The organism is Undibacterium sp. FW305-107 (genome assembly GCF_058788535.1).
Map to the genome: position 1 here is coordinate 545613 of NZ_JBYTAV010000004.1, position 14073 is coordinate 559685.

Below are 14073 nucleotides of genomic sequence, written 5' to 3' on the forward strand. Positions count from 1 at the left end.
CTTAAAACCAGGACATCATGGCGATGTTTTCAATTAAGATCATGCATCTGCGATCCATATAAGAGCATGGATCGTATGCAAACTTGCCTATTTTAAAAACTGGAATAAACATGTCCAAGCCTGCATTCGATCCAACCCAGACTGACTGGAACCTGATACGCAGTTTTGTCGCTGTGGTCGAACAGGGCTCGCTGACACGGGCAGCAGAGGTGTTGGGCTTGAGCCAGCCCACATTGTCGCGCCAGATCGCCGAGCTGGAAAGCAGTATAGGTGCCGCCTTGTTTGAAAGGGTGGCACGTGGCTTGAAGCTGACACCCACAGGTGAAAACCTGGTCGAACCTGCACGCCATATGATGGCAGCAGCACGATCACTGGGCATGGCCGCCGCAACGCAAAATCACGATATGCAAGGTACGGTCAGGATCACGGCCAGTGAAATGGTGTCAGGCTTTGTCTTGCCAGCCTTACTGCACCAGTTGGCGCAACAGCATCCGGAAATCCAGATAGAACTGGTGGCGAGCAATCAGATCAGTAACCTGCTGGAACGTGAGGCCGACATCGCCATACGCATGGTCATGCCAGCGCAGTCAGCTCTGATTACCCGGCATCTGACGGATTGGCCGATAGGTTTTTATGGACGTAGAGATTATCTGGCGGGCCTGCCCAGCTTGCTGACGTCTGGTCAGAATACTCCACTGGCGCTGATGAAAAAATTTCGCTGGCTGGGTCTGGATCAGTCTGACCAGTTTATCAGCGGCTTCCGTGCAGCAGGCATACCAATAGACCGCAGTTTCTTTGATTTCCGTTGCGATAACCATCTGGTCAACTGGCAAGCACTAAAGCAAGGTCTGGGCATAGGGGTTGCCATGCGCTGGCTGGCAGAACGACATACGGATCTGGAGCAAGTACTGGTCGAACAGGAACTGCCATCCCTGCCAATATGGCTGACCACGCACCGCGAACTCAAATCCAGCAAACGCATAAGGACGGTATTTGATTTTCTGGCAGAGGGACTGCTACAACACCGGTTTTAACATCCACACATGAAGTACTGATCAATATCAAACAAATACCAGCGCCCGCCTGCATTGACAAATATCACTCTGTAAGCAGGTTGATGGACGGCACTTTCCAGCATGGCCCCGCGATGCCACGCTTCTGCGATGGCAAAGTCAGCGATGCCATCCTTGTCAATATCTATGCTGGTGATGCTGGCCTGCGAAAAATGCTCGAAGGTATTCGACTTCGCCTTACTATCGTATTGCAGCCTGACAGGTGCTTGCGTCGTTACTTTTGCCGGACCATGCAAGGTTGACAGTTCGCTGCGGGTATAAAAATACAGCATTGCTTCATCTTTGGCCTTGGCTTGCAAACTTTCCAGTCTTCTTTGCTCCAGGCTCTTTACAGGTTCAGGTTGATCTTCAGATCCTATGAAACGAAAACCCTGTTTGCAACTATCCACTCCCAAACTGTATTTCAAATCCGAGCTTACCGATTTGATGCGGCCATTCAACATCAACATATTTTTGACAACAGGCTTTTGCAGGAATACATCGACCTTACCCAGGTCCCACCAACCTATCACATTGATGCCTGAAGGCTCATAGTTATCCCAATAAGGACCGCTGACAGGCTTGATCGCATACGGTACCTGGTATTGCCTGGATATTTCTTCGGGATTGGCAGAAGGCCTGCCCAGTTCATCCAGTGATTTGAAATATGAGGGTACCGCTGCAGGTAAAGTCAGTTGTCGTAACATGACCAGCACGCCAGTATAAAACAGGGACGAATGCAAACGGATAGTGGCATCTGCTGTCTTTTTTCCCGGTATTTCTTCTGACTTGGCCAGCTTCAATAACTCTTCCCAAGGAGCCGGTGGTTTGAAATGGGGTGAAGCTGGTTCGATGACACCGGCCATCATGTGCTGCTTCATCGCTTCAAATTCAGGTATGGGGAAACGCTTGAGCACTGGCCGTTTTTCCCAGACAAATTTGCTGTCTACAGTTTCCAGTGCTTTTTGCTGTGGACTGAGCATGGTTTCCTGGAAGTAGGAACCGGCATCTTGCAAACGCCTGAAGCTGGGGGCCATCCAGAAAGCGCGCGTCGGGAAATAATTCGTGCTTTCACTGGTGCGGTCATAGCTATCGACAAAGTCTTCCAATCGCAAAGCCTTGTCACCCAATAAATTACAGGCAATAAAACCCTGCTGCCCTTCGCCCCAGGCAATGGCACAGAATTTGGCAGTGGATGTAGCGGCATCCATTTGCACCTGGGTATTTGCCACCAGATGCGTCAGCACTTCTGCATTGGCTTCAGGTCTGGCGCGGACATTGACCCAGGAGCCATGAACCCAACGCGTCTCACAGGCATACCCATTATCACAGAGCAGACCAGCGGCAAGTAACAAAAATGGAGTTAGAGATTTTTTCATTGTCACTTCAGGCCAGGGACTGCACATACTCAAGCGCGGCTTGTGCGAGCGCAGGGAATTTCTTGCCATGCGTTGTATTCAGTACCACCCATTCTTTCATGGGGCGACCTTTGCCTGATGGGTCCCACAAAACCGCATCCTTCAGTGCAATCGCCTTCGCATGAGCATCCCCTGTCAATTTGAATACCACCGTCTCTTTATGCAATGCGACAAAAGCTTTGCCATTGATTTTGAGACAGGCCTTGCCAAACATCTGGCCAGGTTCTGCCAAGGCTGTTGTCGTCAGTTTATTGATCAGTTTGCCATATTCGGCCTGTGCATCGCTCATGTTTCACCTCATCGCATAATCTGCTCATGCTAACTCAACTGATAGTAAAAACATAGGATCGGTTTGCCCCTGATTCAGGCGCAGGGTCAGGGGCTGGCATCCAGCCCAGAGACTCATAAAGACGGATGGCGCTGTGCATGTTGTCCCAGGTATCGAGATACAGGGTTTTCAAACCCCTTTGTTTCGCTTCCGACATCAATGCTGTCAACAAGCTGCGCCCTATGCCTTTGCCACGATAACGGCGATCGACATGAAAACCAAACACTTTTGCTTCTTGCGCATTTACCATTGCTATGGCTTCCAAGGCGATGCAGCCGCAAACCTGCTGATCAAATTCGGCAACCAGTTCGATGAGATTTTTACTGACAGGCAAACCCGCTGAACCTATGGCGGCATCAAGACCATCAAACTCAACCACCAGATTGAAATCTGCAAGTGATGCCTGTACCAGCTTGCGTATCTGCAGGTTATCTGCGTCACCCGCACGTCTTACGACTACCATGTTTACTCCATTCCTGGTCCTCTCGCTACAATATGATGGAGTATGCAGCAAATATTATATGGTTCTGTATTTCATCGAAAATATCGCAAAAAAAGACAGCGCAGTTTCCTGCGCTGTCTTCAGTTGTAGCGTCGTTTTATACTTGCTTCAACCTGCACCGAGATAAACGAATTTGAACAGGAATATTGCAGCTATCGCCCAAACAATGATCTTGACTTCTTTGGCACGTCCACTCAACAATTTCAGGACAGCAAATGCAATAAAGCCAAATGCTACACCGGTTGCAATCGAATAAGTAAAAGGCATCAACAAAGCGGTGATGGCGGCAGGTACGCTTTCTGTGGTGTCTGTCCAGTCGATTTCAACCAGTTCACGCAACATCAGGCAAGACACATAGAACAGGGCTGGAGCGGTAGCACAGAATGGAACTACGCTGGCCAGCGGCGCAATAAACAAACAGGCCAGAAACAGCAGGCCAACAGCCACGGCTGTCAAACCTGTACGGCCTCCGGCTTCCACACCGGCCGCGCTTTCTATGTAAGCGGTAGTACTGGAAGTGCCCAAAAAAGAGCCTGCGACGATGGCCGTACTGTCAGCCAGCAGTGCCTTGTTCAGTCTTTCCATTTTGCCGTTGACCAGCAAACCGGCACGGCTGGCAACGCCCATCAAGGTACCTGTTGCATCAAACAATTCCACCAGAAAAAATACCAGTACGACATTCAGGATACCAACGGAAAGTGCTCCCATGATATCCAGCTTGAACAGGGTAGGATCGAGGGAAGGCGGCATGGAAACAACACCGTTGAAAGTATTACCGGCAAAGAAGAAACTCAATACCGTCACACTCAGGATGCCGATCAGGATTGAGCCTTTGATACGGTAGCGGTCCAGCGCCACGATGAGGAAGAAACCCAGTATGGCCAAAATGGGCTGTGGCTTGTGCAAGTCACCAATACCCACCATGGTGGCAGGATTGGCAACCACAATGCCGGAATTTTTCAGTGCGATCAGACCCAGGAACAAGCCTATACCCACCGTGATGGCGGTACGTATGGAACGCGGTATGCCATTGACGATCATCTCACGCAATTTGAATACGCTGACTGCGACAAACAGGCAGCCGGAGATAAAGACAGCACCCAGCGCCGCTTCCCATGGTATGCCCATGCCCTTGACGACGGCATAAGTAAAGTAGGCGTTCAGGCCCATGCCCGGTGCCAGCGCCATGGGATAGTTGGCATACAGGCCCATGATCATGGTACCGATTGCGGCGGCGAGACAGGTGGCGACAAAGACTGCGTCCTTGGGCATGCCTGCGTCACCCAATATCGACGGGTTGACGAAAATGATATAAGCCATGGTCAGGAAGGTCGTCAGACCCGCCAGTAATTCTGTACGTACATCGGTACCGTTTTCTCTTAGCTTGAAAAATTTGTCGAGAAAGGAAAGCTGCGCAGGGCTGTGGCTAACGGGCCTGTTGCTATCTTGTGCAGCCGGAATTTGCTCGGAAGTTAACACGTTTGTCTCCTCAATTTTGGATATACCAATTGAACATAATTAGAATTTGTGAAAGGACGATATCCTAATTTTTTCAAAGTCCAAGCTGAGGAATATCTATAGATGCTATTTGAATTTGAATATGTGTATGGTTTTCATTAACTCTTTAACCAATAATCTGGCTGCGCGTAGATTGCTTTCAAAGCATCAATAAAAAAACGCGTCTTCACAGGCAAATGCCGTTGCTGCGGATACACAGCAACGATATCGTATTGTGGCAAGGCATAATCATCGAGCACGGTAATCAATTCACCAGAAATCAATTGCGCCTGTATTTCCCACGAAGAACGCCAGGCCAGGCCCAGGTCTTCGCAAGCCCAGCGGTGTAGTAATTCACCATCATTGCAATCCAGATTGCCAGCGACCTTGATGGTCACAGGCTTGCCGTTTTGCTGGAAATACCAGCCGCGCTGTTGTCCGCCCTGCAAGTTGAAGGCAAGGCAATTGTGCTGCGCCAGGTCTTCCAGTGTGCGCGGTATGCCATGCCGCTCAAAATAGGCTGGCGTGCCACAGACCACACGGCGGTTGCTGGCCAGTTTTACGGCAACAAAATTGGGATCAATATTGCCGCCTATGCGTATGCCCAGGTCATAACCCTCACGTATCAGATCGACCACCCTGTCTGTCAGGTTGAAGGAAATCTGCACGGCTGGATTGGCCCTGACGAATTGCGGCGCATGCGGTGCCACGTGCTTGCGCCCGAAAGCGGCAGGTGCTGAGACGATAAGATGGCCGGTAGCCTTGTGCCGTCCCTCGGATACCAGTTGATCGGCATAACCCAGGTCAGCCAGCAATTTGCGGCAATGATCGAGGTAGACCGTACCCTGCTCTGTCAGCGTCAGATGGCGGGTGCTGCGGTGCATAAGTTTGACGCCCAGGCGTTTTTCCAGTGCATCGATGCGGCGGCCCAGCATGACCGGGGTGATGTTCTGGCCCAGGGCGGCGCGGGCCAGGCTGCCTTTTTCAACGACATCGACGAAGGCTTCGATTTGGGTGAGTTTGTCCATGGTTTATCCATGTGAATTTGGCATGAAAACCTCTCACCACAGAGGAGGAAAAGACTTCTTGCAAGAAGTCTTCGTTTCGCAAGCGAGTGGCATGCCACTCGAATTCCTTGCTACACCACTGAGGCACAAAGGGGCACAGAAAAATCTTGAGATGGTTTTATTATTCCATACTTGAAGTATCGAATAAAGCGAGAATTTGTCGTCTTATCACGCTGGGGTTTTGCCTTTAGCATGTGTTTCAACATCTGCATACACACGACTAATAGCAAAACTGGAGAACGAAATGGCAAAGATGACGGCTGCGCAAGCGGCGGCTTATGTGTTGGAAAAAGAAGGCGTGCATCAGGCATTTGGGGTGCCGGGTGCTGCGATCAACCCGTTTTATGCTGCGTTAAAGAAGCAGGGCACCATCAAGCACATACTGGCGCGTCATGTTGAGGGTGCCTCTCACATGGCAGAAGGCTATACCCGCGCCCAGGCTGGCAATATCGGCGTCTGCATAGGCACATCCGGCCCGGCGGGTACGGACATGATTACCGGTCTGTATTCTGCCCAGGCAGATTCCATACCCATACTCTGCATTACTGGCCAGGCACCAAGGGCGCGTCTGTACAAGGAAGACTTCCAGGCTGTCGATATCGAATCCATCGCCAAGCCTGTCACCAAGTGGGCGGTGACTGTACGCGAACCGGCGCTCGTGCCCATGGTATTCCAGCAAGCTTTTCACATCATGCGTTCTGGCCGCCCAGGCCCGGTGCTGATTGATTTGCCATTCGATGTGCAAATGGCCGAGATAGAATTTGACCCGGATACCTATCAACCGCTGGAAGTGTATAAACCCAAGGCCAGCCGTGCCCAGATAGAAAAAGCCCTGGACATGTTGAACCAGGCTGAGCGTCCTTTGATTACCGCTGGTGGCGGCATCATCAATGCCAATGCTGCAAATTTGCTGGTGGAATTTGCCGAACTGACTGGCGTGCCTGTCATACCTACCCTGATGGCCTGGGGTGCGATAGCTGATGATCACCCTTTGATGGTGGGCATGGTCGGTTTGCAAACCAGCCATCGCTATGGCAATGCCACCATGCTGGCATCTGACTTTGCAATGGGCATAGGTAATCGCTGGGCCAACCGGCATACCGGCTCCATTGATGTGTTTACCAAGGACAGGAAATTTGTCCACATCGATATAGAACCCACGCAAATCGGTCGCGTCTTTGGCCCGGACTTTGGCATCGTCTCTGATGCAGGTGCTGCTTTAAAACTATTGATCGATGTCGCCAGAGAATGGAAAGCCGCAGGCAAGCTCAAAGACCGTTCTGCCTGGGTAGCAGAGTGTCAGGAGCGCAAACGCACCATGTTACGCCGCACGCATTTTGACAATGTGCCGGTGAAGCCGCAGCGCGTCTATGAAGAAATGAACAAGGCCCTTGGCCGTGAAACCTGCTACGTCAGCACTATCGGTTTATCACAAATCGCGGCTGCGCAATTCCTGCATGTATATTACCCACGTCACTGGATCAATTGTGGCCAGGCTGGCCCGCTGGGCTGGACCATACCGGCAGCACTCGGTGTCTGCGCTGCGGATCCGCAGAGGCAAGTTGTCGCCATCTCCGGCGATTATGACTTCCAGTTCATGATAGAAGAACTGGCCGTCGGCGCGCAATTCAAACTGCCTTACCTGCATGTGGTCGTCAACAATTCCTACCTGGGTTTGATACGCCAGTCGCAGCGCGGCTTTGACATGGATTATTGCGTGCAACTGGCTTTTGAAAACATCAATGCACCAGAACTGAATGGTTACGGGGTAGATCACATCGCCGTGGTCGAAGGCCTTGGTTGCAAGGCCATACGTGTGACCGAACCCAGTGCCATTGCGGATGCCTTTGCCCAGGCCCAGCGCTGGATGCAAGAGTTCCGCGTGCCTGTGGTCGTTGAAATCATACTGGAACGCGTGACCAATATCGCCATGGGCACCGAGATCAGCAATATCAATGAATTTGAAGAGCTGGCGACGGAAGATGGTCATGCACCCACTGCCATCGCCCTGCTCGATTAATTAAAACAGATACAAACCTTTCAGGTACCTGGCCTCCCCGCCCGGTGCCCCGTAGACTCCCGTGGCCTGGCTGCGGGAGGCTTACGGTCACTCATCTACAAGGATATGCGATGACCAGACTGGCCGCCAATCTCAGCATGTTATTTACCGAACATGCATTCCTCGACCGCTTTGCCGCCGCCGCGCAGGCAGGTTTCAAGGCTGTGGAATTTTTGTTTCCCTATGCTTTTGAAGTAAAACAGATCGCAGAAAAACTTCGGGAAAATAATCTGCAACTGGTATTGCACAACCTGCCCGCAGGTAACTGGGAAGCAGGTGAACGCGGTATCGCCTGCCACCCTGACCGTGTCGATGAATTCCGTCAGGGTGTGGATATCGCCATCGCTTATGCAAAAGCCTTGAATGTCACGCAACTGAATTGCCTGGTCGGCATACGTCCGGCAAATGTCAGTAAAGAAGAAGCAGAGCAAACCCTGGTTGGTAATCTGCGCTACGCGGCTGACAAACTGAAAGCCGCGAATATCAGCCTGCTCATCGAAGCCATCAATACCTTCGACATACCTGGTTTCTTTTTATCCGGTACACAGCAGGCACTGGATTTGATACACGCCACCGGTTCAGACAATATCTTTGTGCAATACGACATCTATCACATGCAACGCATGGAAGGTGAGTTGATCAATACCATCAAGAATCATCTGGGCAAAATCAAACATATACAACTGGCCGACAACCCAGGGCGCTTTGAACCTGGCACAGGCGAAATCAATTACCACACTGTCTTCGCTGCACTGGACGACATGGGTTATCAAGGCTGGGCAGGTTGCGAATACAAACCGCAGAACGGCACTGTGGCTGGGCTCGACTGGATTAAATCGCACGGTCTTTGAGATGTCTTAAACAAACAACTACAACATTATCAGGAACTATCATGGCTAAAATTGGATTTATAGGTTTGGGTATCATGGGCGCACCTATGGCCGGGCATTTGCAGGCGGGTGGGCATAAGCTGTATTTGCACGACATCAAGAACCCGCCGTTTGAATTGATAGAACGCGGTGCCACGGTGTGTACTTCGGGCGAAGAAGTCGCCAAGCGTGCTGACATCATCATCATCATGGTGCCGGATACACCGCATGTAGAAGCGGCGCTGTTTGGCGAGAGCGGTGTTGCTGCTGGCCTCGAAGCTGGCAAGATCGTGGTCGATATGAGTTCCATCTCGCCGATTGCCACCAAGGATTTTGCAAAAAAAATCAATGCCCTGAAATGCGAATACCTGGATGCTCCAGTGTCCGGTGGCGAAGTCGGTGCCAAGGCTGCCAGCCTGACCATCATGGTCGGTGGTTCTGACGCTGCCTTTGACAAGGTCAAACCCCTGTTCGAATTGATGGGCAAGAACATCACCCTGGTTGGTGGCAATGGTGATGGCCAGACCACCAAGGTTGCCAACCAGATCATCGTTGCCCTGAACATACAGGCCGTGGCTGAAGCCCTGCTGTTTGCATCCAAGGCCGGTGCTGATCCAGCCAGAGTCAGGCAGGCATTGATGGGTGGCTTTGCCGCATCGCGCATACTCGAAGTGCATGGCGAACGCATGGTCAAGCGCACTTTCAACCCCGGCTTCAGGATAGAACTGCATCAAAAAGACTTGAACCTGGCTTTGCAAGGGGCAAAAGCTTTGGGTGTATCTTTGCCAAATACCGCAACAGCGCAGGAATTGATGAATGCCTGTTCCGCCAACGGCATGCGCGGTCTTGATCATTCGGCTTTGTGCCGGGCGATAGAGATCATGTCGAATCATGAGATTGCCAAGGCTTGATCGTTGTCAGTCTTCATTGTGGATGCACGAAAAAAATTCACTTGGTGCTATGCGGTTTGAAGGCATACTTGAATTGAAATTAGTATTCAGTAGTTCACGCAAATGAATTTACTCGTAGGTTGGGCTACGCTTCATCAGCCCAACACTCGGCATTTCAATGACGCATGAGTTGATCAAAGGCCCAGTGTTGGGCTGGTAAACCATAGCCCAACCTACGAGGCCGGACCCAACCTATGAAGTTACTTGGCATCACCCGTTTCAAGAAAGCCCCAAATGACCACTCTAGCCCCACGCCAGTTCTTGCTCGACCTCTACTCCAGCGCCGTCGCCGCCGTCAGCGCAGAGAAATGCCTGCCCGCTTTCTTGCCAGCACCACCAAGCAATGGTCGTACTCTGGTCATCGGTGCCGGTAAAGGCGCGGCTGCCATGGCCAAGGTGGTGGAAGATCATTGGCAGGGTGAACTCGCAGGTCTCGTCGTCACCCGCTACGGCCATGGTGCAGACTGCCGCAAGATAGAAGTGGTGGAAGCTGCCCACCCTGTACCTGATGAAGCAGGCAAGCAGGCTGCCGCGCGTATTTTGAATATGGTGCAAGGCCTGAGCAAGGATGACCTTGTACTCTGTTTGATCTCTGGCGGCGGCTCAGCCTTGCTGGCCCTGCCTGCAGATGGCATCAGCCTGGAACAGAAACAGGCCATCAACAAGGCACTGCTGAAAAGCGGGGCGGCAATTTCAGAGATGAATTGCGTGCGCAAGCATTTGTCGGCCATCAAAGGTGGCCGCCTGGCACTGGCTTGCGCGCCGGCACGGGTAGTGACTTTGCTGATATCCGACGTGCCCGGTGACGAACCCGGCATCATCGCCAGCGGCCCCACCCTGCCCGATGCCACCACTTGTGCAGAAGCTTTGGCAATCTTGCGCAAATACGACATCGCCATTCCTGCGGAGATTTTGCAGCATCTGGAAAGTGGTAAGGGCGAAACACCCAAACCGGATGATGCCCGTTTTGAAGGCCATAGCCACCATGTCATCGCCACTGCACAGGAAGCACTCGAAGCCGCAGCAACCACGGCACGTGCAGCAGGTATCACACCCTATATCCTGTCGGACGGCATAGAAGGTGAGGCACGCGATGTTGCCCTGGTACATGCTGCCCTTGCAAAGCAGGTTGCCAGACATGGCCAGCCTTTCCAGAAGCCTTGCGTGCTTATTTCAGGCGGTGAAACCACCGTCACCGTACGTGGTAAGGGACGTGGTGGCCGCAATGCAGAATTTTTGCTGAGCCTGGCAGTAGCACTCGACGGCCACGCAGATATCCACGCCATCGCCTGTGATACTGACGGCATAGATGGTTCGGAAGACAATGCCGGGGCACTGTATGCGCCGGATTCCACCGCCCGCGCTGCAACGAAGCAGATACGCGCCCGCAGCCTGCTGGAAAACAATGACGGCTATGGTTTTTTCAGCGCACTCGATGACCTCGTCGTCAGTGGTCCTACGCGTACCAACGTCAACGACTTCCGCGCCATCCTCATACTGTAGGCCGCACTTAAACATTCAATGACAGCAAGTACAGGGTGCAGCGCACCAGGACGGCTGTCGTCTTTAACAAATGAAAGCAAGCCATGAACCGCAGCCGTAAAGCCAAAATTCTCGCCACCCTGGGTCCTGCCAGCAGCAGCAGGGAAATGATCAAGGCATTGTTTGAAGCCGGTGCTGATGTATTCCGCTTCAACTTCAGCCACGGCAGCCATGCCGACCATCAACAGCGTTGCAATATCGTGCGTGAGATCGAGGCAGAACTGGGCCGCCCCATCGCCATCCTGGCGGATCTGCAAGGGCCAAAACTGAGGGTAGGGCAATTCAGTGCTGGCAGAGTGATCCTGACAGCCGGACAGGAATTCATACTCGACAGCAATAGCACACCAGGTGATGCAAACCGGGTTTGCCTGCCACATCCTGAATTGTTCGCCGTCATCACTGCAGGGCAATCATTATTACTTGACGATGGCAAGCTGCGCCTGCAAGTCATGGACAGTGATGCAAGCATGATACGCACCCGCGTCATCAATGGCGGCGCACTGTCTGATCGCAAGGGGGTGAATGTGCCCGATGCGGTCTTGCCTATACCGGCACTGACTGAAAAAGATAAACGCGACCTGGAATTTGCACTCAATATGGGCGCAGACTGGATAGCCCTGTCCTTTGTGCAAAGGCCAGAAGATGTGGCAGAAGCCAAAGCCCTGGTCGCAGGACGTGCGGGGGTATTGTCCAAGCTGGAAAAACCGGCGGCGCTAGACAGGCTGGAAGAAATCGTCGCCGTGTCCGATGCCATCATGGTGGCACGTGGTGACCTGGGGGTGGAGTTGCCGCCAGAACGCGTACCCGGTGTACAAAAACGCATACTGCGCGTCTGCCGCAGCCATGGCAAACCCATAGTCATCGCTACCCAGATGCTGGAGTCCATGATAGCCGCACCCGTGCCCACCCGCGCCGAAGCATCTGATGTCGCCAGCGCGATTTATGATGGGGCAGATGCAGTCATGCTGTCGGCAGAATCGGCCAGTGGTGCCCACCCGGTCGCAGCGGTTGAGATCATGGACCGCATCATCTCGGAAGTCGAGCGTGACCCCTTGTATAAAAACATGATCGCCGCCCAGCATGAAACACCGCAAAATAACAAGGGCGATGCCATCTGCGCTGCACTGCGCGAAGTTACGCAGATAGTGGGTGCAGTTGCTACTGTCACTTATACCACCTCCGGCCATACCAGCCTGCGTGCCGCACGTGAAAGGCCAATGGCGCCGATACTCAGCATCACACCCAAACTGGCAACAGCACGTCGTCTGGCGCTGGTTTGGGGTGTGCATTCCAGCGTCAGCGATGTTGTACCGAACGAAGACATACTGGTCGCCACCGCATGCCGCACGGCCTGGCAAGAAGGCCTGGCACAAGTCGGTGAGCAAATCGCGATTACTGCTGGCGTGCCATTTGGTCAACCAGGTTCTACCAATTTACTACGCATAGCCGAGATCTGGCCGCAACATTAGATAGTTTGTGAAGTGGCGGTATTTGAATTCATCTCACCAGAATTTCCACCACTTTTTTTCTTCTTTTGTGAGTTTGAAAAAATGGTATTCCGGTTCAAGATCCGTCTCCCAAGGACAAACTGAAAAGTACTTTTGCAAGGCTTCATAAAGCATGCGCGACGTGAGGCCGTATTCATAGATTTCGATTTCCCTGTCACCCTGATAATAGACTTTGTGACGTTCTTCCGGCGGAACCTCATCATCTTCTTCCAGATAGTATTTGGCTGATAACCACAGGTTCTCAAAATCCTTGGGAGTACCCCTCTCCATCAGGGGTGGCAGTTGCGGTACCCCGGTTGTTTGCAAGCGCGACCGCGTTCTCTGTCCCTGCTCTATCAATGCATAGCCAAAACTGCCACCCGATTCATAGTGACAGAAGATCAGTATTTCATCCGGCGAGCCCAGGATTTTATACAGTTCAGTAACATCTTTTTCCTGATCTTCCAGATAGTCCCAGACCAGGTCGTTGTTACTGATAAAACATACATCTCCAAAATTCTGGACCATGATGTCATCATGGCGTCGTATGTCAAAATCCCTGAAGTTTGGATATGGTATCAGCAGCGCATTTGACTTGCACAAAGCGGCTATCAATGACGGTAAATCATTGGCAGCAGTTGTACGCCTGAAAACCAGTCCTGCCTGAGCAACACCCATGTTTATCCTTGTTTTTTAGAATTGAATGACAATACCGTCACCGGCATTACTCCCAGACATTGACATCGCTGGCTGTATGGAAATCCGGACGCTGCGGATTGACGACGCAAAACCTGTGCCCGGTTGGCGCTTCCATGACGATCCAGCGCTCCATGATCTTGACGACTTTGGCACCGAGTTTTTCCAGGCGCTGTACTTCTGCTTCCTTGTTGTCGGTTTCTATGTCGAGATGTATGCGGCTGGGGTGCTCCACCTTTTGCAACAACATTTTCGGGCCAGTGGGAGTGGCATCAAGAACGACGTATTTGTCGTCCGCATCCCCTGCTGCGTAACCTAAGGCCCCAGCCCAGAAATTGGCTCCCGGGTCGATATCATCCACCTGACAATCAATCACAAAACATGCCAATCGACTTTTATGCATCTTGATCTCCTGTGACTTGTTTATTCCGTTTTCCTGATCGAACTCAGGGATGCATAAAGGATAGCAAAAAAACAGGATGTTGACCGCACTGCTTGGTGTGCCTTCTGGTAAAAACAAAAAAGGGACAGACATCCAAGATGTCTGTCCCAACACTCATTTGCTTTTTATAGGTGGCTTTCCGTTTTGTGTAAGCCTTGTTTGCG

General features: G+C 52.0%; 13 protein-coding genes. 6 read left to right on the plus strand and 7 right to left on the minus strand.

Going from position 1 to position 14073, the window contains the following annotated elements; all coding sequences use genetic code 11:
* Positions 1 to 110: 110 nt before the first annotated feature.
* A complete protein-coding gene (locus tag AC3WQT_RS11905) occupies positions 111 to 1034 on the plus strand; it encodes a LysR family transcriptional regulator (protein WP_492704114.1) in 924 nt (307 codons plus the stop codon).
* Here the strand turns inward: AC3WQT_RS11905 and AC3WQT_RS11910 are convergent.
* The 5 genes from AC3WQT_RS11910 to AC3WQT_RS11930 form a co-directional block, all read right to left on the minus strand.
* Positions 1031 to 2431, minus strand: a complete 1401-nt coding sequence (locus tag AC3WQT_RS11910; protein ID WP_492704115.1) for a hypothetical protein — start codon at positions 2429 to 2431, stop codon at positions 1031 to 1033. The two genes, AC3WQT_RS11905 and AC3WQT_RS11910, sit on opposite strands and share 4 nt — an antisense overlap.
* A 7-nt stretch (positions 2432 to 2438) precedes the next feature.
* On the minus strand, positions 2439 to 2759 hold the full coding sequence (locus tag AC3WQT_RS11915; protein ID WP_492704116.1) for a hypothetical protein: 321 nt from the start codon (positions 2757 to 2759) through the stop codon (positions 2439 to 2441).
* 34 nt (positions 2760 to 2793) lie between these two features.
* The gene (locus AC3WQT_RS11920; RefSeq protein WP_492704117.1) at positions 2794 to 3261 is read right to left on the minus strand and encodes a GNAT family N-acetyltransferase; all 468 of its coding nucleotides are present in this window, start codon (positions 3259 to 3261) and stop codon (positions 2794 to 2796) included.
* Between the two features lie 147 nt (positions 3262 to 3408).
* Positions 3409 to 4647 carry an NCS2 family permease gene (locus AC3WQT_RS11925; RefSeq protein WP_492704157.1) on the minus strand — a complete coding sequence of 413 codons (1239 nt, stop codon included), beginning with the start codon at positions 4645 to 4647 and terminating at the stop codon, positions 3409 to 3411.
* 269 nt (positions 4648 to 4916) lie between these two features.
* Entirely contained in the window at positions 4917 to 5825 is a 909-nt protein-coding gene (locus AC3WQT_RS11930) for a LysR family transcriptional regulator (protein ID WP_492704118.1), read from the minus strand.
* Between the two features lie 283 nt (positions 5826 to 6108).
* Between AC3WQT_RS11930 and gcl the strand changes: the two genes are divergently transcribed.
* From gcl to pyk, 5 genes are all read left to right on the plus strand, one after another.
* Complete coding sequence (gene gcl / locus AC3WQT_RS11935; protein ID WP_492704120.1) at positions 6109 to 7884, plus strand: glyoxylate carboligase; 1776 nt, start codon at positions 6109 to 6111, stop codon at positions 7882 to 7884.
* A 110-nt stretch (positions 7885 to 7994) separates the two neighbouring features.
* Positions 7995 to 8774, plus strand: coding sequence for a hydroxypyruvate isomerase (gene hyi, locus AC3WQT_RS11940; RefSeq protein ID WP_492704121.1), 780 nt, complete (start codon positions 7995 to 7997; stop codon positions 8772 to 8774).
* 41 nt (positions 8775 to 8815) lie between these two features.
* Positions 8816 to 9703: a 2-hydroxy-3-oxopropionate reductase gene (glxR, locus tag AC3WQT_RS11945; RefSeq protein WP_492704122.1), complete on the plus strand. Its 888-nt coding sequence runs from the start codon at positions 8816 to 8818 to the stop codon at positions 9701 to 9703.
* A gap of 273 nt (positions 9704 to 9976) precedes the next feature.
* Positions 9977 to 11245: a glycerate kinase type-2 family protein gene (locus AC3WQT_RS11950; RefSeq protein ID WP_492704123.1), complete on the plus strand. Its 1269-nt coding sequence runs from the start codon at positions 9977 to 9979 to the stop codon at positions 11243 to 11245.
* Positions 11246 to 11328: 83 nt separating this feature from the next.
* Entirely contained in the window at positions 11329 to 12753 is a 1425-nt protein-coding gene (gene pyk, locus AC3WQT_RS11955; RefSeq protein ID WP_492704124.1) for a pyruvate kinase, read from the plus strand.
* Between the two features lie 33 nt (positions 12754 to 12786).
* Here the strand turns inward: pyk and AC3WQT_RS11960 are convergent, their stop codons facing one another.
* Together AC3WQT_RS11960 and AC3WQT_RS11965 are read right to left on the minus strand one after the other, a co-directional pair.
* Positions 12787 to 13299 carry a hypothetical protein gene (locus AC3WQT_RS11960; RefSeq protein ID WP_492704125.1) on the minus strand — a complete coding sequence of 171 codons (513 nt, stop codon included), beginning with the start codon at positions 13297 to 13299 and terminating at the stop codon, positions 12787 to 12789.
* A 196-nt stretch (positions 13300 to 13495) separates the two neighbouring features.
* On the minus strand, positions 13496 to 13870 hold the full coding sequence (locus AC3WQT_RS11965; RefSeq protein ID WP_492704126.1) for a VOC family protein: 375 nt from the start codon (positions 13868 to 13870) through the stop codon (positions 13496 to 13498).
* Positions 13871 to 14073: the final 203 nt, after the last annotated feature.